Here is a 20962-nt window from a genome sequence, read left to right as displayed (position 1 = left end):
AGCGTGGCCTTCGCCGCCGTGCGGCCCCGCGTCGGTAGTCTCGCCGGACATCACCCGTTCCGCCCCATTCGCGAACGAGGAGGACGACGATCAGCCCTCCCGGGAACCAGCCCCAGGAAGCCGACCAGCTGCGCGAACTGCTGCGCCGGCCGGCGTACCGCAGGACGCTCGTGTTCTCCGCGGTGATCGGCATCCCGGTGTCCTTCCTGGCCTTCTGGTTCCTCGTCGCCCTCCACGAACTCGAGCGGCTGCTGTGGGAGGTGCTGCCCGGGCACCTCGGCCTGCAGACGCCCCCGTGGTGGTGGCCGCTGCCGCTGCTCACCCTCGCCGGTGCGATCGTGGGCCTGGTCGTCACCCGCATGCCGGGCCGCGGAGGCCACGTCCCGGCCGGCGGCCTGCACACCGGCGGGATGGCCACCTCCGCCCTGCCCGGCGTGGTCCTCGCCGCCCTGGCGGGCCTGCCGCTGGGCGCGGTGCTCGGGCCCGAGGCCCCGCTCATCGCTTTCGGCGGCGCACTGGCGCTGCTCTTCCGCGACCTGGTCCGCTCGCCAGCGACCCCGCAGACCAACGCGCTGCTCGGCGCGTCCGGTTCCGCGGCGGCGATCGCCACGATCTTCGGCAACCCGGTGGTGGCCGCGGTGCTCCTGATGGAGGTGGCCGGGGTCGGCGGGCCCCAGCTGTTCGCCGTGATGCTGCCGGCCCTGCTCGCCAGCGGCGTGGGCGACATCGTGTTCACCGGCTTCGGCCGCTGGACGGGACTGAAGACCACCCACCTCGACATCGGCCTGCCCCGGCCGCCGACGCTCGACGCGGGCGACGTGGCATGGGGCGTACTGCTCGCCCTGGCGGTCGGAGTGGCCGTGCACCTGATCCTCACCGGCAGCAAGGCCGCCGCGGTGTTCGTCTCCCGCCGGCCGCTGCCGCACACCGTGCTCTGCGCACTCGCCACCGGCGTGTGCGCCGCCGTGTACGCGCTGGCCACGGGCCGCACACCGGAGGAGGTCGCCTCCTCCGGGCAGGCGGCGCTGGCGCAGATGGCCGCCGACCCGCACGCCTGGCCGGCCGGCGCCCTGATCGCGGTGCTGCTGTGCAAGGGCGTCGGCTACGCGCTGTGCCTGGGCAGCCTGCGCGGCGGCCCGATCTTCCCCTCGCTCTTCCTCGGCGGCGCCGCCGGGCTGCTGGCCGCCCCGCTGCCGGGTTTCGGGGTCGTACCGGCGATGGCGGCGGGCATGGCGGCCGCGGGAGCCGCCGCGATGCGCCTGCCGGTGAGCAGCGTGGTGCTCGTGGTGCTCCTGCTCGGCAACACCGAATCGGTGCCGGTGGTGGTGCTGGCGGTGGTCGTCGCCTTCGTGGCGGCCGAACTGCTGCCGCAGGGCCCGGACATCCCGCCCCTGCCGCCGCTCGGCGGCGGGCGGCCGCCCGCGTCCGGCACAGCGCCGCGGCCCGCGTCGTCGCGCCCCTGAGGAGCGCCGGGTACGCGAACCCCGGCAGGCGTCACCATGGTGCCGGTTCAGGGGGAGGGGGCCTCCGCCTGGACGCGTCCGGTGCGGACGGCGTCCACGAGTGCCCGGTGGTCCCGTTCGTTCTGGTCCGCGTACGTCTCGGCGAAAGCGGCGACGGCCCGGTCGAAGACGTCGGAACCCCCCAGGTACGCGGCGATCGCGATTCGGTCCCCGGACCGCGCGTGCGCCCGGGCCAGCGTGGCGCCGCACACCTCCCCGAACAGCGTCATCGTCCTGGGCACCAGGCTCTCGGCCACCACGATGCCCTTCCAGTCGCGCAACTGCCGTACGTAGAAGTCCCGCTGCCGCCCGTCGATGCCGTGGAGGCGTTCCCAGCCGAGGAAGATGTCGCTGGTCGCCTGCATCAGGCGCTGCCCGGCGACCACCCGCTCGCCCTGCGTACGGTGCGGGCCGGGCCCCGCGTACGGGGCCAGGACCGACTCCTCGGCCTCCTTCGCCTGCAGGAACAGCGGATCCTCGTCGTCCTTCCCCAGCAGGAGCAGGATCCAGCAGCGGGTCCCGACACTGCCCACCCCGACGACCTTGCGCGCGCAGTCGGCGAGCCGGTACTGCTCCAGCAGGAAGCGGCGGTCGGGCTGCAGGGAGTGGCCGTAGCGCTCGACCAGCCGGGAGATCTCCTTCTCCAGGGCGGCGCGGGCGTCGCCGTCGAGCAGGTCGCGCAGCGGCATCAGCAGCGGGGGATCGGGGGCGATCAGGCGCCTGCCGTCGATCACCCGGGTCAGCTTGTCGAAGACCTGCAGCGTGTCGTGCGCCCGGGCCCGGGCCCGGGCACGCTCCCAGCGCGCCACGTCCTCGCCGCCCATCATCGGGGCGAACTGCTGCTGCAACCGGTCCGCCTCGAAACGGGTGTACCAGACCTGCAGGTTGCCCATCCCGGCGAAGCCGCGCATCCGCCGCCGGTACGCCCCCACCGCCGCCCGCACCACCCCCGCGCGCTCGGCCGCCGAGAAGCCGTTCGCACGGCCCGCGATGACCAGACTGGCGGCCAGGCGCTTGACGTCCCACTCCCAGGGGCCCGGCAGGGTCTCGTCGAAGTCGTTGATGTCGAACATCAGCCGCCGCTCCGGCGAGGCCAGCAGCCGGAAGTTGAGCAGGTGCGCGTCCCCGCACAACTGGGCCCGCAGGCCCGAGCGGGGCGTGTGCGCGAGGTCCCCGGCCATGACCGCGGCCGCCCCGCGGTAGAAGCGGAACGGCGACTCGGTCATGCGGCCGTAGCGGATCGGCACGAGCTCCGGCACACGCCGGGCCGACTGCCCCTCCACGACGTCCACCGGATCGGCCCGGTCCGCCGCGGGCGCGTACTCCGCGTGGGCGGAGCGCGGCGTCCTCTTGCGGGCCGCCTTGCCGCGCGCGGCCCGCTCCCCGGGCGAACTCCACCGGGCGTCCACGGTCATCGCGGTCACCGTCCTCCGGGCCGCACGGAACTCGCCGGGAATGCGTGGGTGCGCCGGCCCCCTCAAACGTAAGCCCGGCCCATGGCCCCGGCGAGCCGGACCCGGGGCCGCGGAGTTGTGCCCGCGGGCGGCCCCGGTGACCATGACCCCATGGACGCGGCCGGCCATCTTCCGGGGCCCCCGACCCCCGGCGGGGGCGGCGATGGTCCTTGACCTCGTCCTGATCGGGCTGGCCGTCACCCTGTTCCCGTTCCCGCTGATGGCGTTCGTGCTGGTGCTGAGCACCCGCGGCGGGGCGTGGAAGGGACTGGCCTTCATCATCGCCTGGCTGACCTGCCTGGTCGCGGTCGTCGCGGCGGTGCTGCTGCTGACCCAGGGCAAGCCCCCGGAGCCGAAGTCCTCGCCCTCGACGGCCGCCCTCGCCGGCAAACTCGCCGTCGGCGCCGGGCTGGTGGGCTACGCCGAGCACCGCAGGCGCCGTGCGGCGCGCCCCCACCGGCCGTCCCGGATGACGAGCCGCCTGGAGCGGGTCTCCGCCTGGTCGTCAGCGGGCCTCGCGGTGCTGCTCCAGCCGTGGGGACTGGTGGCGGCGGGCGCCGCGACCGTCGTCGAGGCCGACCTGTCCCACCTCGAGTCGTACCTGGCGCTCATGGCGTACTGCCTGATCGCCAGCTCCACCCTGCTGACGATGGAGGTCTACACCCTCGTCGCCCCCGACTCCGCCCGCGTCCGGCTGCGCGTCCTGCGCACCTGGCTCGACGGCCACCAGGACCAGGCGATCATCGGGCTGTGCCTGGTCATCGGGCTGGTCCTGGTCGCCAAGAGCCTCTACCAGCTCACCGCCTGAGCCCGTCTCCGCTGCGCCGCGCCGAGTTGCCGCCCCCGCCGGTCGCGGGCGTAATGCAGGGGTGGACATGATCCATGTCCGTGCGGTGAGCCCGCCGGACCTCACGGACCGGGCGCTGACCGCGCTCGGTGCCGATCCCTGCGTGCTCAACCTCGTCCTGCTGCGCGGCGGCGCCCGCCACCCGGACGGCGACGCCATCGAGTGCGACGTGCTGACCGGCGCCGCCAACACCGTCCTGCGCGGGCTGCGCGACCTCGGGATCGACCGCCGCGGATCGATCGTCCTCGACCCCGTCGACGTCGTCCTCTCCGACACCGCCGAGCGGGCCGGAGCGGCCTCCCCCGGCGCACGGCTGCGCACCCCGGTGTGGGACCAGGTCGAGGCCCGCATCCGCGCCGAGGGCCGCTACCCGCCCAGCTTCCACCTGCTGCTGGTCATCGCCGGGATCATCGGCGCGGTCGGCATCATCAGCAACTCGCAGATCCTCATCGTGGCCGCCATGGTCGTCGGACCCGAGTACGGGGCCATCACCAGCGTCGCCCTCGGCATCGACCGCCACGACCGCGCCCGGGTCCGCGAGGGACTCCGGGCCCTGCTCGTGGGCTTCGCGCTGGCCATCGCCGCCACGCTGCTCTTCGCCCTGCTCGTAAGGGCCTTCGACCTGCAGCCGGAGGCCTTCCGGCTGGGGGTGCGGCCGGTCGCCCACCTGATCAACACCCCCAACTTCTTCTCCCTCGTGGTGGCCGTGCTCGCCGGGATCGTCGGCATCGTCTCCCTCACCGAGGCCCGCACCAGCGCCCTGCTCGGCGTCTTCATCTCGGTGACGACCATCCCGGCCGGGGCCGACCTCGGCGTCTCGCTCGCCTTCGCCTCCTGGGACGAGGCGCGGGGCTCCCTGTTCCAGCTGCTGCTCAACGTCGTCGTGCTGATCCTCGTCGGCACCGGGACCCTCAGGTGCCAGCGCGCCATCTGGCGCCGCGTCAGCGCCGGGGCGGCGGCCCGGGCCGAGGTGCGATGACCCCCTGCCGGTGGTCCAATGGCACGGGGGATGGCGCGGGGGAAGGGAGCAGTGCCGTGAGCGACGCGATCGACGAGATGGGCCCCATCGACTACGTGGTGATCGAATTCCCCGGCAACCGCATGACCGGGGAGGCCTTCCCGCTCCTGCTCGACCTCGTGGACCGCGGGCTCGTCCGCATCCTCGACCTGACCTTCGTCCGCAAGGACGCGGACGGGAGCGTCGCCGGCCTGGAGATCGCCGACCTCACCGCCGGGGGACTCGGCGAGCTCGAGGTCTTCCAGGGCGCCTCCTCCGGCCTGCTCGGCGCGGACGACCTCGCGGACGCCGCCGCTGTCCTCGAACCGGGCAGCTCCGCCGCCGTCCTGGTCTACGAGAACCTGTGGGCCGCGCCCCTCGCCGTCGCGATCCGCCGGGGCGGGGGCAGGCTCGTGGCCGGCGGCCGGATCCCCGTCCAGGACGGGCTCGCCTCCCTGGACGCCGCGGAGTCCGGCCCCTGATGACCCCTGGTCAGGCGTTCCCGCCGACCACGGTGAAACTCATCCACGGCTCCGCGTCGGGGATGCCCGGGTTGCTGGTCTTCGTCGCCAGGTAGGTGCTCTCCGTGCCCTCGAGGTTCTTGCAGCCGGGACCGGTGTGCAGGACGACGTCGTTGAGCGTGTTGTTCACGATCGACCTGGCACCCGTGGGCGGCAACTGGTGGCAGCCGTCCACCGACGGATTGTCCAGCTGCACCACCTTGTTGTCCGGGGTGGTGTACACCACCGTGCCCACCGCTTGGGAGTCCAGGCCGGAGCAGCCCGCGGCGCCGAGCAGAAGGAACAGGGCGCCGGCGCGGATGCCGTGCCGCCGGAGATCTGCCATGGTGAGCGTCCTCGTCTGTGCGGAGAGCGGTGCGAAGGCCACGCTGCCCCGAGAGCGCCCACGCTGTCATGCCGGGCACGCCCAGTCGGCCGAATCATCCTCCCCCTGGTGGTGACGGCGGACCAGGTGCCGGCGTGCGGCCCGCCCGGCGCGGTGGTCGAATGGAGGTCCAGGAACCACCGGAAGGGACGGCACCATGCCCGGTCTACTGCGTGGAGCGGTACGTACGGCCGTCGTCGCGGGCACGGCCACCGCGGTGTCGCAGCGGGTGGCGCGACGGCAGCAGGGCCGGTGGGCGGAGCAGGGCTACGGGCAGGCAGCGGTCCAGGAGCCCACGGCCCCCGCCCCACCGCCCGCGGCCGCCCCGCCTCCGCAACCGCCGCCCGCCCCGGGGGGCGACATGGCGGGGAAGCTGGAGCAGCTCAAGCAGCTGGGCGAACTGAAGGAGCAGGGGATCCTCACCGAGGAGGAGTTCCAGACGCAGAAACGCGCCATCCTCGGCGGCTGACGGCGCGGGCGCCGGAAACGCCACAGACGCCTGTGGGCGGTACCACCGGTCTCCCGGTGGTACCGCCCACAGGCGTCTACGTGGTGTCCGAGGGGGGACTTGAACCCCCACGCCCGATAAAGGGCACTAGCACCTCAAGCTAGCGCGTCTGCCATTCCGCCACCCGGACAAGGTGTTCGCCGCCCGGCACTCGGCCCGGCGACGTGGAAAACAATAGCAAACATCCGGAGGCCCCCGATCACACGCTTCCCGTGACGGGAGCGCGACGGCCTGCCCGGGGCCCTCGCGGGCCGCGGAGGGCGCGGGGGAGGATGGCCGTGACCGACGAACGAAGGAGACAGCGTGAGTGAGTCGAACTCGGCCGCCCGTACGACCACCGGAGAGGACGAGGTCGTCGACCTCTGCCGCGACCTCATCCGGATCGACACCAGCAACTACGGCGACCACTCCGGGCCGGGTGAGCGGGCCGCCGCCGAGTACGTGGCGGAGAAGCTCGCCGAGGTCGGCCTGGAGCCGCAGATCTTCGAGTCGCACAAGGGGCGGGCCTCCACCGTCGCCCGCATCGCGGGCGAGGACCCCTCCCGTCCGGCCCTGCTGATCCACGGCCACACCGACGTCGTGCCCGCGAACGCGGACGACTGGACCCACCACCCCTTCTCCGGCGAGATCGCCGACGGGTGCGTGTGGGGGCGCGGCGCGGTCGACATGAAGGACATGGACGCGATGACCCTGGCCGTCGTGCGCGACATGCTGCGCAGCGGCCGCCGTCCGCCCCGCGACGTCGTGCTGGCCTTCCTCGCCGACGAGGAGGCGGGCGGCGTCTACGGGGCGCGGCACCTGGTCGACCGGCACCCCGGGCTCTTCGAGGGCGTGACCGAGGCCATCGGCGAGGTGGGCGGCTTCTCCTTCACCGTCAACGAGGACGTGCGCCTGTACCTGATCGAGACCGCCCAGAAGGGCATGCACTGGATGCGGCTGACCGTGGACGGCACCGCCGGCCACGGGTCCATGACCAACACCGACAACGCCATCACGGAGCTCTGCGAGGCGGTCGGCCGGCTCGGCCGGCACGAGTTCCCGGTGCGGGTGACCAAGTCCGTGCGCGGTTTCCTGGACGAGCTGGGCGACGCCCTCGGTACCGAGCTCGACCCCGAGGACATGGAGACGACGCTCGCCAGGCTCGGCGGCATCGCCAAGATCATCGGGGCCACGCTGCGCAACACCGCGGCCCCCACGATGCTGGGCGCCGGCTACAAGGTGAACGTCATCCCCGGCCAGGCGACCGCGCACGTCGACGGCCGCTTCCTGCCCGGGCACGAGGAGGAGTTCCTGGCCGACGTCGACCGGATCCTCGGCCCCCGGGTGAAGCGCGAGGACGTGCACTCCGACAAGGCGCTGGAGACCAGCTTCGACGGCGCCCTGGTCGACGCCATGCAGGCGGCGCTGAAGGCCGAGGACCCGATCGCCCGCGCGGTGCCGTACTGCCTGTCCGGCGGGACCGACGCCAAGTCCTTCGACGACCTGGGGATCCGCTGCTTCGGATTCGCCCCGCTGCAGCTGCCGCCGGAGCTCGATTTCGCCGGAATGTTCCACGGCGTGGACGAGCGGGTACCGGTCGACGGACTGAAGTTCGGCGTCCGTGTTCTCGACCGGTTCCTCGCGAACTGCTGAAACGACGCTCGCATTATCGACATTTCTTGCCGCTTAGCCGAAAAGAGTGAATGAATCCCGGCGGCAGTAGCGCGCCTTCTTCCGAGTCGTTGGTTCGTGTGCGGTCCGAGGTCGGGGCCGTTTTGCCAACAAGGAGGAAATAATGATCAAGAAGGTCGTCGCTGCTGCCGCTGTCACCGGAGGGCTCGTGGCTGCGGGTGCCGGCGTGGCCGTCGCCGACTCCGGCGCTCAGGCCGCCGCTGTCGGTTCCCCGGGGGTCCTCTCCGGCAATGTGATCCAGGTGCCCGTCAACATCCCGGTCAACCTGTGCGGCAACACGGTCAACATCGTGGGGCTGCTGAACCCGGCCCTGGGTAACGCCTGCTTCAACAACTGACGTCGCGGCGGGCCGCATCGCTGCAGGCCTGATCCCGGCGGTCCCGGATGCGCCATCTCCGCGTTCCGGGGCCGTCGCACCGGCTAGGGGTGGGACACCGGTTATCCGGCCCCGGGGGGTCATTCATTCCCCCGGCGGGCGATTGTCCGCCGGTTTCCGTATCGGAAAAGCAAGAGGCAAGGACATTCAATGCGACAAGTCGCGAAAAAGGGGCTGCTCACCGCAGTCGCGACAGGCGGCGTGCTCGCCGTCACCGGCGGTATGGCCTACGCGGACTCCCACGCGTCCGGGGTCGCCGCCGGTTCTCCGGGCGTTCTGTCCGGCAACACGATCCAGGCGCCGGTGAACATTCCGATCAACGCCTGTGGCAACACCGTCAACGTCGTCGGGCTCCTCAACTCGGCGGCGGGCAACACCTGCGTCAACGGCTCCATCGACCAGGGCAAGAGCCACGGCTACGGCCAGGGCAAGGGCTACGGGAAGAAGGAGAGCGGGGGCTACGGCAAGAAGGACAGCGGCAGCTACCGCGACAAGGACGGCGGCAAGGGCTACGGCGGCGGCAAGGGCTACGGCCAGGGCGGCAGCAAGGGCTACGGCAAGGGCCACAGCGGTGACGACGGCTACGGCTACGGTCACGGTGGCGGCGCCTCGGCGCGCGCCGCAGCGGTCGGCTCTCCGGGCGTCCTGTCCGGCAACGTGATCCAGGCGCCGATCAACATCCCGGTCAACGTCTGCGGCAACACGATCGACGTCATCGGGTTCCTGAACCCGGCGACGGGCAACGCCTGCGTCAACAACGGTGGCTACCACCACGGCGGCAAGGGCAAGGGCCACCACCACAAGCCCGAGCACCACGGCAACCGCCACAAGCCGGGCAACGAGAACAACGGTGGTGGCAAGGGCGGCGGTGGCAAGGGCGGCGGTGGCAAGGGCGGCGGTGGCGGTGGCAACCAGCCGCAGTCCATGGGCCACGGCGGCGGTCCGTCCCTGGCCCGCACCGGTGCCGGCGACATCGCCACGGGCCTGCTGACCAGCGCCGGTCTCCTGCTGGGCGGCGCGGTGCTCTTCCGCCGCGCCCGCGCGGTCAGGAACTGAGCCTTCCGGTCTCACCCCTTCGAGCGGGGCCCCGCGGTTCGCGGGGCCCCGTTCGGCGTGTCGGCGACCTCACCAGGTGGCGCGTATCTGCCGGATGATCCGGCGGCGCAGCCGCACCCTGCGGCTGCCGTCCGGGTAGAGGCGGAGCCGGTCGAGCTCCCAGTGACCGTACTCGGCGTGGTCGGTCAGCAGGCGATGAGCCTCCTTGCGGGAGACTCCCCGTGGCACGTACACATCTCTGAATTCGTATTCAGGCATCGCATCTATTGTGCGGGGAGCGCCTCGGTACGGATAGCGTCTTCTGCATGTCTGATGCCGCGCAGCCCACCGTTGCCGAGGTACGAGCCGCCGTCGAGGCGGTGAAAGCCGCGCTGGACCGCCACCTGGACGCGATCGAGAACCGCACCGGGGAGGACGATCCCGCGGTCTACCAGGCCTTCGAGGGCCTCGCCTCGGCCGCCGAGGCCTACGACGAGCTGCTCTACGACACCTACGACGAGGTCACCCCCTTCGAGGTGCCGCTCGGGGACACCCTCCCCGACTACTCCGGCCCCGGTGAACCGGGCGCGATCAGCGTCCTGATCCGCCGGGACTACACCGTGGCCGACCCGCAGCGGCTGCGCAGGCAGGCGGAAGGGGTCTCCGAGACCGCCGCGGCCGAGGGCGGGGACATCGGCACGGCGGTGGGTGCCCTCTTCGGGGAGTACGAGCCCGACGAGATCGCCGAGCGCCACAAGGAGTTCGGCCTGGAGGAGGGCGACTCCACGCTCTGGGTCACCGCGGCGGAGCCCGCCGAGCCGGGCGAGTGGCTCGCCGCGCCCTTCGACCAGGCGGACCCGCGGCATCTGCTCTTCCGCCTCGACGTCAGCGCGGTCTACGACGACGCCGACGCGGACGAGCTCGACCGGCTGGCCTGACCGGGCGCGGGGCGCGGCTCGCCCGGGCCCGGGGGAGCCGCCCCGGGCCCGCGCGGCGGATCACTCCGCCGCGGCGGCGGCCGCCTGCTCGCGCAGGATGTCCCGCAGGCGTGTCGTCCGGTCCCGGGCGGGAACCTCCGCCACCGCGTGGGGGAGTGCCTGGTCGACGCCCTGCACCACGGACAGATGGCGCTCCCCCCGGCTGAAGGCGGTGTAGATCCAGGCCCGGGTCAGGGCCGGGGTGGCGTCCCCCGGCAGGACGACGACGGCGGCCGGCCAGCGGCGGCCCGCCGCCTGGTGCGCCGTGACCGCCCAGCCGTGCCGCACCTGGGCGGTCACCGCGTCGGGCGCGACCACCACGGGCGTTCCCCCGCAGTCGAGCCGCAGCCCCTCCGTGTCGGCGGAGACGACGGTGCCCGGCACGGCCGTCCCGGGAACCGGGGCGTGCACGATCCGGTCGCCCGGGTCGAAGCCGCCGAAGCGGCCGGGCCCGGGGTTGAGACGCTCCTTGAGCGCGGCGTTGAGCGCCCGGGTGCCGGCGGCGCCGCCGTGGCCCGGGGTGATCACCTGGGTCTGCTCCGGGGGCACGCCGATGGCCCGGGGCACGGAGTCCGCGACGAGCTGGACCGTGCGGTGCACGGCCTCGCCGGCGTCCCGCACGGGGACGATCACGACCTCCTTCCCGGGAGCGTCGACGGTGGCCAGCTCGCCGAAGCCGATCCCGGAGACCAGCTCGCCGATGGGGCCGGGGTCGGGCGTGCGCGAGGCGACCTGCGGGCACACCTTCGCCGCCAGCAGGTCGGAGAAGACCCGGCCGGGGCCCGCGGACCACAGCACCGCCGGGTCCCCGGAGAGCACCAGGCGCGCCCCGTCGGGCACGGATTCCACCAGGGTCGCGGCCGTCTCCACGTCGAGCTGGGGCGCGTCCAGCACCGCCAGCAGGTCCAGCGCCAGCGCGCCGTCCTCGTCCCGGCCGGGGCCCTCGTGGCCGGCCAGCAGCCCGGCGAGGGTGGCGGTCGCCTCCGCGTCCACGGACCCGGCCAGCCGCCGCCTGCCGTCCTCGGTGGCCGCGACGGCCCAGGCCCGCAGCCCCAGCGACCGGGCGGCCGCCACCAGCGCCGCCGGTTCCGCCCGGGCCGCCTCCGCGCCGGTGTGGGCGACCAGCCCGCTCCCGGCGACCGCCCGGACCAGCGCCGCGGCGGACGGGGACGGGGCCGCGCCCGCCGCGCCCTCCCAGTCCTGCGACTCGTCCGCGTCGAAGGTGTTGAGGAGCCTGCTCAGGCCGTCCGCGAGGCTCTCCTCGGCGAGCGCGTAGCGGTCCAGGCCGAGGAGCAGCCGCACCGGTGCCTCCTCGTCCTCCTCGTCGGCCGCCGGACGGGCACCGGCGCTCTCGTCCGGGACGTGGAAGACCAGCACCAGGCCGTCCGCGACGGCGGCCTTCAGGGTCTCCTCGGCGTCGGTGACCCCGTTCTGCCCGAGCGCCGCACCGAGCGTGGCCCACTCGAGCGCGGTGTGACCCCGCTCGGCCGCCCGTTCCAGCAGCCAGACGACCAGCGCGCGCACCCGCCGCTCGTCGTCGGGGCCGCCCTCGCCGCCGAGCAGCGCCTTGGCGAAGCCGTCGGCCTGGTCCACCCGGACCCCGGCGAGTGCCAGTACCTGCCACGGGTCCTCACGCAACGACTCCCCGGCCCGCTCGCCCAGCGCCGCCACGGCGGCCTCGGCGAGGCTCTCCGGTGCCCCGCCCGCCGCGAGCACCGTCCGTGCGGCCGCCACGGCGTCCCCGCTGAGCTGCGCGGGCAGCACGGGCCGCGCCACCGGGGCCGGCGCCGGGGCGGGGGAGGGCGCGGCCGCGGGCGGCGCCGCGGGACGGGCGGGCCCGCCACTCTTCACGGGCGCCGCGGGGCGCTCGCCGCGTTCGATCGCCCGCACCGCGGCGGCCAGGTCCGTGAGTTCGGCGGGGAGCTGTGCACCGACGCCCTCGGTCGAGGGCCGGGGCCGCCGGGGAGCCGCGGTCTCCTCGCCGGCGGCGCCCTCGGGCTCGGCGCGGTCCTCGCGGTCGTGGTCGTCGCGGTCCTCGGTCACGATGGCCTCCGTTGTACGGCGGACTACGGTCGGGGCCCGATCACAGCGTGCTCCAGTCGTGGTCCGGATAGCGGTGCACCGGCGCAGAGACGTCGTCCAGCGCCTGGCAGATCTCATCCGGAAGACTAAGGGTCTCCACTGACAACGCCGCAGCGAGCTGCTGGGCGTTGCGCGCCCCGACGATCGGCGCGGTGACGCCGGGACGGTCCCGCACCCAGGCGAGCGCCACCTGCAGCGGGCTGGCGGCCAGCCCGTCGGCCGCTATGGCCAGCGCGTCCACGATGAGCCGGGCCGTCTCGTCCAGGTAGGGGGCGACGAAGGGCGCCATGTCCTCGGAACCGCCGCGGGAGTCCTGCGGGGTCCCGTGCCGGTACTTGCCGGTCAGCACCCCGCGTCCGAGCGGCGAGGACGGCAGCAGCCCCACCCCCAGGTCCAGCGCGGCGGGCAGCACCTCGCGCTCGATGCCGCGCTGCAGCAGCGAGTACTCCATCTGCGTGCTGGCCAGCGGTGTGCGCGTCGGCACGGCCTGCTGCCAGGTGGCCGCCTTGGCCAGCTGCCAGCCGCAGAAGTTGGACACGCCGACGTAGCGGGCACGGCCGGAGCTCACGGCGAGGTCGAGGGCCTGCAGCGTCTCGTCCAGCGGGGTGGCCGTGTCGTACGCGTGCACCTGCCACAGGTCGACGTAGTCCGTGCCGAGCCGCTGCAGGGAGGCGTCCAGGGCGGCGAGCAGGTGGCCGCGCGAGGCGTCGAAGCGGCGGTACGGGTCGGGCACGCTGCCGGCCTTGGTGGCGATCACCAGGTCCGAGCGGGGCACCAGGTCCTCGACCAGCCGGCCGAGGAGGTACTCGGCGCCGCCGTCCCCGTAGACGTCGGCGGTGTCCACGAGCGTGCCCCCGGCCTCCCAGAAGGCCTTGAGCTGGTCGGCGGCGTCGAGTTCGCCGGTGTCGCGCCCCCAGGTCAGCGTGCCGAGCCCGAGCCGGGACACGCGCAGTCCCGTACGGCCGAGGTGCCTTTGCTCCATGAGGGGTGAGATTACTGGTCGTCCGGGACCTTTGGGCAGGAGTGACGTACCCGACAGGCGCCGGCGCGCGCCCGGGGCGATAAGGTCCGGGGAACAACGACGTTACTCATCGGTAAGGGGATCGCCATGCGGCTCGGGATCAACCTCGGCTACTGGGGCGCCGGGATGGACGCCGACAACCTCGCCGTGGCGCAGGAGGCCGACCGCCTCGGCTACTCCGTGTGCTGGGCGGCCGAGGCCTACGGTTCCGACGCACCCACCGTGCTGTCCTGGGTCGCCGCGCAGACCGAGCGCATCGACGTCGGCTCGGCGATCTTCCAGATCCCGGCCCGTACGCCCGCGATGACGGCGATGACCGCCGCCACCCTCGACTCCCTGTCCGGCGGCCGCTTCCGGCTGGGCCTGGGCGTCTCCGGCCCGCAGGTCTCCGAGGGCTGGTACGGCGTGAAGTTCGACAAGCCGCTGGCGCGCACGCGCGAGTACGTCGAGATCGTCCGCAAGGCGATGTCGCGGGAGCGGCTGAGCCACGAGGGCGAGCACTGGACGCTGCCGCTGCCCGGCGGCCCCGGCAAGGCGCTGAAGCTGACCGTGCACCCGGTGCGCGAGCACATCCCGCTGTACATCGCCGCGATCGGCCCCAGGAACCTGGAGCAGACCGGTGAGATCGCCGACGGTGCGCTGCTGATCTTCCCCTCCGCCGCCCACCTGGAGGACACCGCGCTCCGCCACATCCGGGCGGGCCGCGAGAAGACGGGGAAGACCATGGACGGCTTCGACGTCTGCCCGACCGTGCCGCTCGCCGTCGGCGAGGACGTGGACGCGCTGGCCGACCTCTTCCGCCCCTACACCGCCCTGTACGTGGGCGGGATGGGCAGCCGCAAGCAGAACTTCTACAACCAGCTCGCGCAGCGCATGGGGTACGAGAAGGAGGCCGCCGAGATCCAGGACAAGTACCTGTCCGGCGACAAGGAGGGCGCCGCCGCCGCGATCCCGCGCGAACTCATCGACTCCACCACCCTGCTGGGCTCCGTGGAGCGGATCGCCGACCGGATGCAGGCCTACGCGGCCGCCGGCGTCACCACGCTGACACTGGCCCCGGCCGGGTTCACCCTGGACGAGCGGGTCGCGGCGCTGCGCGCGGGCGTGGAGGCGCTGGAGCGCGCCGGACTCGCCGGGTAGGGGAGGGCACCGGTCCCTCGGCGCCTGGTCCCGGCTCAGCCCGGGACCAGGCGCCCCATCAGCCGCCCGAAGGCGATCAGGCGCGCTATCTGGCCGGGCCCGCCGTCGTCGAGGGACTTGCTGAACCGGAAGGCCTCCGGCCGGAAGCGGGCCGAGGTGACGCCGCCGTCGGCGTCACCGAGCACCGCGCTCAGTTCCTGCGGCACGGCGGTGGCCAGCACCACGAAGACGCCGCGGTCGATCCTCCGGCCCTGCTCGTCGCGGCCGACCAGGGTGCGCATGCCGACGTGGCCGATCGAATCCAGGGGCAGCACCTGCACGGAGGAGTCCAGCACCCGTCCACCCGGCGCGTCCTCGTCGGCGACCTCCTCGCTGTGCCACAGGATGAGCCGCCGGCCGTCGCAGACCGCGGCCTCCTGCCACACCGAGGTGCCGGCCTCCGTCAGGTCGACGACGCGTTCGAGGGTGAAACCGCGGACCCGTCGCCGGCCCAGGATGCCGTCGATCGCCTCGAGGGCCACGTCCGCGTGGAGGAAGTAGGCGCGGGCCGCGTCGTCCAGGCGCGCGTAAGGGGCCCAGTCCGAGCCCGCCGGGCCTCCGGGGCGTGCCGTCGTCCGGCTGCGCGTCGCCTTGCTGAACATGACTTGGTCGTGACCCCTCCGAGGGGCTATGAAATCACGGGCACTTCGGCCGGCGGCGGGGCCCCTCGGTTTCCGCGGCCGTGGTGGGGGCTCGGGGGTCTTCCCCGCCACGGCCGTCACCAAACACAACGCTCGGAAGGGCCAGGGGTTACGTGCCCGGTGCCGGACGGCTCTCATCCGTTCGGCCGAGTTGACGCCCGGGCCTGTTGCCTCATGCTTTGCGGGCGACTTGACTTTTCATTTGCGTATGCCCGATTCGCGCAGGAGGTACGTCATGCTCTCCGCCCGGAGTCTGTTCCAGGAGATCCTCGACAACGACGACTCCTTCCGGCTGTTCTGCTCGATCGCCGCCAGCGGTGAGTCGCAGGGCGGCTGGGAGAACGGCAGGATCGCCGCACTGGTCCCCGAGTCCCAGCGTGAACTGGCCCCCAAGATCGCCCGGCACGGCGCCGACGAGGACAAGCACGGCCGGATCTTCCACGCCCTGATGCGCAAGCGCGGCCTCGAACCCGTCCCGGTCCCCCCGGACACCGACTACACCGTGCTCCTCGAACGCGGCGGCATCGGCCTCGCCCACGACAAGCTGCGCCGCGAGGAGCCCCTGACCGTGCGGGACATCGTCACCTACCTCGCCCACAGCCGGGTCACCGAGCAGCGCGCCTCCGAGCAGATGGCCCTGCTCACCAGGTACTTCGCGGACCACCCCGACATCGGCAGGGCGGTCCGCATGATCTCCGCCGACGAGGACAACCACCTCGCCTACTGCCACGAGGAGCTGCTCCGCTTCGCCCACGCGGGCCACGGCGCGGCCATCCGGCAGGTCCTGCGCGAGTGCGCCCACGCGGAGATCCGCATCTACCGCGACGTCAGCCTCGCCGTCATGGACCACATGGGCCGGATCCTCGGCTGGTCCGGGGCGAAGGCCGCGGTGCTGCGGGCCGGGATCCACGGGGCGTACGCGTACGAACGCCTGGGCGGCTGGCGGCGGATGGTCAGGCTCACCATGCCCCAGCGCCTCGACGCCCTCGGCGGCCCCGAACCCGCGGCCGAACCGGCGGTCTGAGCCGGCGGTCTGAGCCGCGTCCCGGCCCCTCGCCCGCACCCGCGTGGGGCCGGGAGACCGCTCAGAGCCAGCCGTGCCGTTTGAACGTCCGGTACAGCAGGATCTCGGACACGGCGATGACCGCCAGGACCGCGGGATACCCCCACACCTGGTGGAGTTCGGGCATGTACCGGAAGTTCATGCCGTAGATGCCCGCGATCATGGTGGGTACCGCCGCCATGGCGGCCCACGCCGAGATCTTGCGCATGTCGTCGTTCTGCCGCACCCCGACCTGGGTCAGATGGGAGCTCAGCACGTCGCTGAGCAGCCGGTCGAGGCTGTCCACCAGCTCGTTGGCCCGGGTCAGGTGGTCGGCCACGTCGCGGAAGAAGGGCTGGGTGCTGGGCGCCACGTGCGGCACCGTGCCCGCCGAGAGCCGGATCATCGGCTGCATCAGAGGCGCGGTCGCCCGCCGGAACTCCAGCAGCTGGCGCTTGAAACCGTAGATCCGGCTCGCCGTGCTCTCGGCGCCCTGGCGCGCGACGGACCTGCGGACCTCCGGGGCGAAGACCTCCGTCTCCAGGTCCTCCAGGTCGGCCTGGAGATCGGCCGCGACCACCATGTAGTCGTCGACCACGGTGTCGCTGATGGCGTACATCACCGCGGTCGGCCCGTGCTTGAGGACCTCGTGCTCCGCCTCCAGGCGGTGCCGGATCTCACCCGGGGCGATCGCCTCGCCGTGGCGCACGGTGACGACGAAGCCCTCCCCGACGAAGATCATCAGCTCGCCCGCGGAGACCGTGTCCCGCTCGTCGTCGTACGAGACCGGCTTGAGCACCAGGAAGAGCGAGCCCTCGTACACCTCCAGCTTGGGCCGTTGGTGGGCGCAGAGCGCGTCCTCCACGGCCAGCGGGTGCAGCCCGAACTCGCGGCTGACGAGGTCGAACTCCTTCTCCGTCGGCTCGTACAGGCCGATCCACACGAACGCCCCGTCCGTCGCCCGCGCCGCGTCCAGCGCGTCGGAGAGGTCGTCGGGGGCCGAGGTGCGCTCCCCGTCGCGGTAAATGGCGCAGTCGACGATCACACCTGTCTTCTTCCGCGTTACGTCGGCGCCACACCGGACAACCCGGGGTCGTATGGTGGCGGTCATGCCCACCGTGATCCTGGTCCGGCACGGCCGGTCCACCGCCAACGCGGAGAAAGTGCTGGCCGGACGGCTCCCCGGAGTCGCCCTCGACGAGACCGGACGTGACCAGGCCGCCGCGCTGGCCGCCCGGTTGGCCGGACTGCCGCCGGCCGCCGTGGTCACCAGCCCGCTGCAGCGGTGCCGGGAGACCCTGCAGCCGCTCCTGGACGCGCTGCCCGACGTGCCGCTCCACGTCGAGGAGCGCATCTCGGAGTGCGCCTACGGCGACTGGAGCGGCCGCAAGATCGCCGAGCTGGCCGACGAGCCGCTGTGGGGCGTGGTGCAGCGCTACCCATCGGCCGCGGTCTTCCCCGGCGAGGGGGGCGAGTCGGTGCGCGCCATGCAGGCCCGCGCGGTCGACGCGGTGCGCGAGTGGAACGCCCGCATCGAGGAGACCCACGGACCCGACGCCCTCTACGTGATGTGCTCCCACGGCGACATCATCAAGTCCGTCGTCGCCGACGCCCTCGGCATGCACCTGGACCTCTTCCAGCGCATCGCCGTCGACCCCTGCTCGGTCACCGCGATCCGCTACACCCCGGAGCGGCCCTTCCTGCTCCGGCTCGGCGACACCGGCAGCCTGGAAAGCCTGCGCCCGAGGGAGCGGCCCACCACGGCCCCGGGCGACGCGGAGGTCGGAGGCGGTGCGGGCGCACCGTGATCAGCTTCCGCAGTAGGGTGGACCGGACCCCGAAGACACCGAGAAAACGGAGCAGGACGTGCCTCGTCAGGTGTTCCTCTACGACAAGCCCGAACGCTTCGTCGCCGGCACCGTAGGCCAACCGGGCCAACGCACCTTCTTCCTGCAGGCGAGCGCCGCCGGCCGGACGACCAGCGTTGCGCTGGAGAAGACCCAGGTCGAGGCACTTGCCGAGCGCATCGACGAGCTGCTGGACGAGGTCGTGCGCCGCACCGGCGGTTCCGCCCCCGTACCCGCCGTGGCCCCCACGGAGCTGCTCGACAACAGGCCGCTCGAGGCCCCCGTCGAGGAGGAGTTCCGGGTCGGCACCATGGCCCTGGCCTGGGACGGCGCCGAGGAACGGATGATCCTGGAGGCCCAGGCGCTGGTCGAGATCGAGGCCGAGGACGAGGACGACCTCGAGGCCGCCGAGGAGATGCTCCTGCAGGACGAGGAGAACGGCCCGCCGCTGCTGCGGGTGCGCCTGACCGGCGCCCAGGCCCGCTCCTTCGCCAAGCGCGCTCTCGACGTCGTCGCGGCCGGCCGCCCGCCCTGCCCGCTGTGCAGCCTGCCCCTGGACCCGGAAGGACACGTATGCCCGCGTCAGAACGGGTACCGGCGGTCGGCGACGGCCTGAGCGGGGACATAGCCGCCGAGCTGCTCGCGCACGGGGAACTGACCGTGCGCGGGCGGCTGCGCGACGCCTCCAACGCGGTGCTCTACTGCGCGGTCGAGCACGAGGGCGTGCGTGCCCACTGCGTGTACAAGCCGGTGGCGGGCGAGCGGCCGCTGTGGGACTTCCCCGACGGGACGCTCGCCCAGCGCGAGGTCGCCGCCTACCTGGTCTCCGAGGCCACCGGCTGGGGCCTGGTGCCGCCGACCGTCCTGCGGGACGGTCCGTACGGCGAGGGCATGGTGCAGCTGTGGATCGAGACCCCCGAGGAGGCCGGCGAAGGGCTCCTCGCCCTCGTCGAGGGGGACGAACCCGGCGACGGCTGGAAGGCCGTCGGCTTCGCCGAGGTGGGCGAGGGCCGCACCGCGCTGCTGGTGCACGCCGACGACACCCGGCTGCGCCGGCTGGCCGTCCTGGACGCCGTGATCAACAACGCCGACCGCAAGGGCGGCCACCTGCTGCCGGCCGCCGACGGGCAGCTGTACGCCATCGACCACGGCGTGACCTTCAACACGGAGAACAAGCTGCGCACCCTCCTGTGGGGCTGGGCCGGCGAGCCGCTCACCGACGAGATCGCCGAGGTCCTCGGCAAGCTCTCCGCGGAGCTCGCCGACGGGGGCCTCGGGGCACGGCTGGCCGAGCTCATCACGCCTGCCGAGCTCGACGCCCTGCGGGCCCGCGTCGCCGCGCTGCTGGCCTCCGGACGTCATCCCGAGCCCTCGGGGGAGTGGCCCGCGATCCCCTGGCCGCCCATCTGAACATCGGGGCCGGACGTCCCGGGCGGACCCACCGTTCGTTTGTGGATCACGCGGGCGGTTAATCTCATGACATGCATGCCTGGCCCGCTTCCGACGTCCCTGCCCTCCCGGGCACCGGGCGCGACCTCCGCCTCCACGACACCGCGACCGGTGGCCCGGTAACCCTGAGCCCCGGTCCGGTCGCCCGCATCTACGTGTGCGGGATCACCCCCTACGACGCCACCCACATGGGTCACGCGGCCACCTACAACGCGTTCGACCTCGTGCAGCGCGTGTGGCTGGACACGAAGCGCCAGGTCCACTACGTCCAGAACGTCACCGACGTCGACGACCCGCTGCTGGAGCGGGCCGACAAGACCGGCGAGGACTGGACGGCCCTCGCCGAGCGCGAGACCACCCTGTTCCGCGAGGACATGACCGCGCTGCGGATGCTGCCGCCCGCGCACTACATCGGCGCCGTCGAGGCCATCCCGGGGATCGTCCCGCTGGTCGAGCGGCTACGCGAGGCCGGCGCGGCCTACGAGCTGGACGGCGACATCTACTTCCACGTCGACTCCGACCCGCACTTCGGCAGCGTCTCCCGCCTCGACGCGGCCGCCATGCGCGTCCTGTCGGCCGAACGCGGCGGCGACCCGGACCGCCCGGGCAAGAAGAACCCCGTCGACCCCGTGCTGTGGCTCGCCGCCCGCGAGGGGGAGCCCAGCTGGGACGGCGGCAGCCTGGGCCGGGGCCGCCCCGGCTGGCACATCGAGTGCGTCGCCATCGCCCTGGACCACCTCGGCATGGGCTTCGACGTGCAGGGCGGCGGCTCCGACCTCGCCTTCCCGCACCACGAGATGGGCGCCTCGCACGCCCAGGTGCTCACCGGCGAGTTCCCCATGGCGAAGGCCTACGTGCACGCCGGCATGGTGGCGCTGCACGGCGAGAAGATGTCCAAGTCCAAGGGCAACCTCGTCTTCGTCTCCCAGCTGCGCCGCGACGGGGTGGACGCGGCGGCCATACGGCTCAGCCTGCTGGCCCACCACTACCGCGAGGACTGGGAGTGGACCGACGCCGTGCTCGCCGACGCGGTGGAGCGGCTGGCCCGCTGGCGCGCCGCCGTCTCGCGGCCCGACGGCCCGCCGGCCGAGGCGCTGCTGGAGGAGATCCGCGAGGCGCTCGCCGACGACCTGGACGCCCCCGCCGCGCTCGCCGCCGTGGACCGCTGGGCCGCCCGGCAGGAAGCGGAGGGCGGCACGGACACCGGTGCCCCCGGCCTGGTCTCCCGCGCGGTGGACGCCCTGCTCGGCGTCGCGCTCTGACGCCGCGGGAGCCGCCCGGCCCACCGGTTCACCGGCTCCCCTGACGAACGCGGAACGGCCCGGCCGCCCGCCCCGGGGCGGGGGGGGGGGCGGGGCCGGGGATCCGATGGCGGGGCGGGCGGGGCACCGCCCCGGGGCGCCGTGGGCGGACGGGTACCCGGCGGGGGTGGGGTTGTGGGTCATGTGC

Annotated in this window: 22 protein-coding genes and 1 tRNA gene; 15 read left to right on the top strand and 8 right to left on the bottom strand. The window is 73.4% G+C overall.

The annotated features are described in order from the left end of the window. Positions 1-137: 137 nt before the first annotated feature. Positions 138-1463 carry a chloride channel protein gene (locus ACFV3E_RS18635; protein ID WP_500535691.1) on the top strand — a complete coding sequence of 442 codons (1326 nt, stop codon included), beginning with the start codon at positions 138-140 and terminating at the stop codon, positions 1461-1463. 47 nt (positions 1464-1510) lie between these two features. On the opposite strand, the gene ACFV3E_RS18630 is transcribed toward ACFV3E_RS18635, so the two are convergent. Then, a complete protein-coding gene (locus tag ACFV3E_RS18630; RefSeq protein WP_500535598.1) occupies positions 1511-2917 on the bottom strand; it encodes a DUF2252 domain-containing protein in 1407 nt (468 codons plus the stop codon). Between the two features lie 202 nt (positions 2918-3119). Here ACFV3E_RS18630 and ACFV3E_RS18625 point away from each other — a divergent pair, with 202 nt between their 5' ends. The 3 genes from ACFV3E_RS18625 (at position 3120) to ACFV3E_RS18615 (ending at position 5282) form a co-directional block, all read left to right on the top strand. Continuing rightward, positions 3120-3764 carry a GAP family protein gene (locus tag ACFV3E_RS18625; protein WP_500535597.1) on the top strand — a complete coding sequence of 215 codons (645 nt, stop codon included), beginning with the start codon at positions 3120-3122 and terminating at the stop codon, positions 3762-3764. Between the two features lie 61 nt (positions 3765-3825). Then, positions 3826-4782 carry a DUF389 domain-containing protein gene (locus ACFV3E_RS18620; protein ID WP_500535596.1) on the top strand — a complete coding sequence of 319 codons (957 nt, stop codon included), beginning with the start codon at positions 3826-3828 and terminating at the stop codon, positions 4780-4782. A 56-nt stretch (positions 4783-4838) separates the two neighbouring features. Continuing rightward, positions 4839-5282, top strand: a complete 444-nt coding sequence (locus tag ACFV3E_RS18615; protein WP_500535595.1) for a DUF6325 family protein — start codon at positions 4839-4841, stop codon at positions 5280-5282. A gap of 10 nt (positions 5283-5292) precedes the next feature. Here the strand turns inward: ACFV3E_RS18615 and ACFV3E_RS18610 are convergent, their stop codons facing one another. Beyond that, positions 5293-5646, bottom strand: a complete 354-nt coding sequence (locus tag ACFV3E_RS18610) for a hypothetical protein (protein ID WP_500535594.1) — start codon at positions 5644-5646, stop codon at positions 5293-5295. A 196-nt stretch (positions 5647-5842) separates the two neighbouring features. Between ACFV3E_RS18610 and ACFV3E_RS18605 the strand changes: the two genes are divergently transcribed. Beyond that, positions 5843-6154, top strand: coding sequence for an SHOCT domain-containing protein (locus ACFV3E_RS18605; RefSeq protein WP_500370406.1), 312 nt, complete (start codon positions 5843-5845; stop codon positions 6152-6154). Positions 6155-6235: 81 nt separating this feature from the next. Here the strand turns inward: ACFV3E_RS18605 and ACFV3E_RS18600 are convergent. Continuing rightward, positions 6236-6323 (bottom strand) — tRNA-Leu (locus ACFV3E_RS18600). Between the two features lie 173 nt (positions 6324-6496). Between ACFV3E_RS18600 and ACFV3E_RS18595 the strand changes: the two genes are divergently transcribed. The 3 genes from ACFV3E_RS18595 (at position 6497) to ACFV3E_RS18585 (ending at position 9296) form a co-directional block, all read left to right on the top strand. Continuing rightward, positions 6497-7825 (top strand): M20/M25/M40 family metallo-hydrolase, encoded by a 1329-nt coding sequence (locus ACFV3E_RS18595; RefSeq protein ID WP_500535593.1) that lies wholly within the window; start codon positions 6497-6499, stop codon positions 7823-7825. A 142-nt stretch (positions 7826-7967) separates the two neighbouring features. Continuing rightward, positions 7968-8201 (top strand): chaplin, encoded by a 234-nt coding sequence (locus ACFV3E_RS18590; protein WP_431963175.1) that lies wholly within the window; start codon positions 7968-7970, stop codon positions 8199-8201. A 189-nt stretch (positions 8202-8390) separates the two neighbouring features. After that, positions 8391-9296, top strand: a complete 906-nt coding sequence (locus tag ACFV3E_RS18585) for a chaplin (protein ID WP_500535592.1) — start codon at positions 8391-8393, stop codon at positions 9294-9296. A 69-nt stretch (positions 9297-9365) separates the two neighbouring features. Here ACFV3E_RS18585 and ACFV3E_RS18580 read toward each other — a convergent pair whose 3' ends face one another. Beyond that, positions 9366-9554 carry a DUF5703 family protein gene (locus ACFV3E_RS18580; RefSeq protein ID WP_319133625.1) on the bottom strand — a complete coding sequence of 63 codons (189 nt, stop codon included), beginning with the start codon at positions 9552-9554 and terminating at the stop codon, positions 9366-9368. Positions 9555-9601: 47 nt separating this feature from the next. Here ACFV3E_RS18580 and ACFV3E_RS18575 point away from each other — a divergent pair, with 47 nt between their 5' ends. Beyond that, complete coding sequence (locus tag ACFV3E_RS18575; protein WP_499510973.1) at positions 9602-10213, top strand: hypothetical protein; 612 nt, start codon at positions 9602-9604, stop codon at positions 10211-10213. Positions 10214-10273: 60 nt separating this feature from the next. On the opposite strand, the gene ACFV3E_RS18570 is transcribed toward ACFV3E_RS18575, so the two are convergent. Then, positions 10274-12412 (bottom strand): helix-hairpin-helix domain-containing protein, encoded by a 2139-nt coding sequence (locus ACFV3E_RS18570; RefSeq protein WP_500535591.1) that lies wholly within the window; start codon positions 12410-12412, stop codon positions 10274-10276. Then, positions 12336-13316 carry an aldo/keto reductase gene (locus ACFV3E_RS18565; RefSeq protein WP_500535590.1) on the bottom strand — a complete coding sequence of 327 codons (981 nt, stop codon included), beginning with the start codon at positions 13314-13316 and terminating at the stop codon, positions 12336-12338. Before ACFV3E_RS18565 ends, ACFV3E_RS18570 begins: the two co-directional genes overlap by 77 nt. Positions 13317-13442: 126 nt before the next feature. On the opposite strand from ACFV3E_RS18565, the gene ACFV3E_RS18560 reads away from it, so the two are divergent. Continuing rightward, positions 13443-14495 (top strand): LLM class F420-dependent oxidoreductase, encoded by a 1053-nt coding sequence (locus tag ACFV3E_RS18560; protein ID WP_500535589.1) that lies wholly within the window; start codon positions 13443-13445, stop codon positions 14493-14495. A 35-nt stretch (positions 14496-14530) separates the two neighbouring features. Here the strand turns inward: ACFV3E_RS18560 and ACFV3E_RS18555 are convergent, their stop codons facing one another. Continuing rightward, a complete protein-coding gene (locus ACFV3E_RS18555) occupies positions 14531-15136 on the bottom strand; it encodes a hypothetical protein (protein WP_500535588.1) in 606 nt (201 codons plus the stop codon). A gap of 274 nt (positions 15137-15410) precedes the next feature. Between ACFV3E_RS18555 and ACFV3E_RS18550 the strand changes: the two genes are divergently transcribed. After that, on the top strand, positions 15411-16199 hold the full coding sequence (locus ACFV3E_RS18550) for a ferritin-like domain-containing protein (protein WP_500535690.1): 789 nt from the start codon (positions 15411-15413) through the stop codon (positions 16197-16199). A gap of 61 nt (positions 16200-16260) precedes the next feature. On the opposite strand, the gene corA is transcribed toward ACFV3E_RS18550, so the two are convergent. Continuing rightward, positions 16261-17262, bottom strand: coding sequence for a magnesium/cobalt transporter CorA (corA, locus tag ACFV3E_RS18545; RefSeq protein ID WP_500535587.1), 1002 nt, complete (start codon positions 17260-17262; stop codon positions 16261-16263). 64 nt (positions 17263-17326) lie between these two features. Here corA and ACFV3E_RS18540 point away from each other — a divergent pair, with 64 nt between their 5' ends. The 4 genes from ACFV3E_RS18540 (at position 17327) to mshC (ending at position 20775) form a co-directional block, all read left to right on the top strand. Beyond that, a complete protein-coding gene (locus ACFV3E_RS18540; RefSeq protein ID WP_499510966.1) occupies positions 17327-18025 on the top strand; it encodes a histidine phosphatase family protein in 699 nt (232 codons plus the stop codon). Positions 18026-18083: 58 nt separating this feature from the next. Further along, entirely contained in the window at positions 18084-18680 is a 597-nt protein-coding gene (locus tag ACFV3E_RS18535) for a DUF3090 domain-containing protein (protein WP_500535586.1), read from the top strand. Then, positions 18638-19474 (top strand): SCO1664 family protein, encoded by an 837-nt coding sequence (locus tag ACFV3E_RS18530; protein WP_500535585.1) that lies wholly within the window; start codon positions 18638-18640, stop codon positions 19472-19474. Before ACFV3E_RS18535 ends, ACFV3E_RS18530 begins: the two co-directional genes overlap by 43 nt. 71 nt (positions 19475-19545) lie before the next feature. Beyond that, positions 19546-20775, top strand: coding sequence for a cysteine--1-D-myo-inosityl 2-amino-2-deoxy-alpha-D-glucopyranoside ligase (gene mshC / locus ACFV3E_RS18525; protein ID WP_500332090.1), 1230 nt, complete (start codon positions 19546-19548; stop codon positions 20773-20775). Positions 20776-20962: the final 187 nt, after the last annotated feature.

This window comes from Streptomyces sp. NPDC059718 (assembly GCF_042733315.1).
Classification (GTDB): domain Bacteria; phylum Actinomycetota; class Actinomycetes; order Streptomycetales; family Streptomycetaceae; genus Actinacidiphila.
This window is presented reverse-complemented; position numbering and strand designations above follow the sequence as displayed.

Bases quoted from the DNA above. Each gene is read 5' to 3' on its own strand.
- ACFV3E_RS18605 (WP_500370406.1), top strand. From the start codon at position 5,843: ATGCCCGGTCTACTGCGTGGAGCGGTACGTACGGCCGTCGTCGCGGGC.
- ACFV3E_RS18580 (WP_319133625.1), bottom strand. From the start codon at position 9,554: ATGCCTGAATACGAATTCAGAGATGTGTACGTGCCACGGGGAGTCTCC.
- ACFV3E_RS18550 (WP_500535690.1), top strand. From the start codon at position 15,411: ATGCTCTCCGCCCGGAGTCTGTTCCAGGAGATCCTCGACAACGACGAC.
- ACFV3E_RS18555 (WP_500535588.1), bottom strand. From the start codon at position 15,136: ATGTTCAGCAAGGCGACGCGCAGCCGGACGACGGCACGCCCCGGAGGC.
- ACFV3E_RS18540 (WP_499510966.1), top strand. From the start codon at position 17,327: ATGCCCACCGTGATCCTGGTCCGGCACGGCCGGTCCACCGCCAACGCG.
- ACFV3E_RS18575 (WP_499510973.1), top strand. From the start codon at position 9,602: ATGTCTGATGCCGCGCAGCCCACCGTTGCCGAGGTACGAGCCGCCGTC.
- ACFV3E_RS18625 (WP_500535597.1), top strand. From the start codon at position 3,120: ATGGTCCTTGACCTCGTCCTGATCGGGCTGGCCGTCACCCTGTTCCCG.
- ACFV3E_RS18530 (WP_500535585.1), top strand. From the start codon at position 18,638: ATGCCCGCGTCAGAACGGGTACCGGCGGTCGGCGACGGCCTGAGCGGG.
- ACFV3E_RS18570 (WP_500535591.1), bottom strand. From the start codon at position 12,412: ATGAGATCTGCCAGGCGCTGGACGACGTCTCTGCGCCGGTGCACCGCT.
- ACFV3E_RS18565 (WP_500535590.1), bottom strand. From the start codon at position 13,316: ATGGAGCAAAGGCACCTCGGCCGTACGGGACTGCGCGTGTCCCGGCTC.
- ACFV3E_RS18590 (WP_431963175.1), top strand. From the start codon at position 7,968: ATGATCAAGAAGGTCGTCGCTGCTGCCGCTGTCACCGGAGGGCTCGTG.
- ACFV3E_RS18560 (WP_500535589.1), top strand. From the start codon at position 13,443: ATGCGGCTCGGGATCAACCTCGGCTACTGGGGCGCCGGGATGGACGCC.
- ACFV3E_RS18630 (WP_500535598.1), bottom strand. From the start codon at position 2,917: ATGACCGTGGACGCCCGGTGGAGTTCGCCCGGGGAGCGGGCCGCGCGC.
- mshC (WP_500332090.1), top strand. From the start codon at position 19,546: ATGCATGCCTGGCCCGCTTCCGACGTCCCTGCCCTCCCGGGCACCGGG.
- ACFV3E_RS18585 (WP_500535592.1), top strand. From the start codon at position 8,391: ATGCGACAAGTCGCGAAAAAGGGGCTGCTCACCGCAGTCGCGACAGGC.
- ACFV3E_RS18610 (WP_500535594.1), bottom strand. From the start codon at position 5,646: ATGGCAGATCTCCGGCGGCACGGCATCCGCGCCGGCGCCCTGTTCCTT.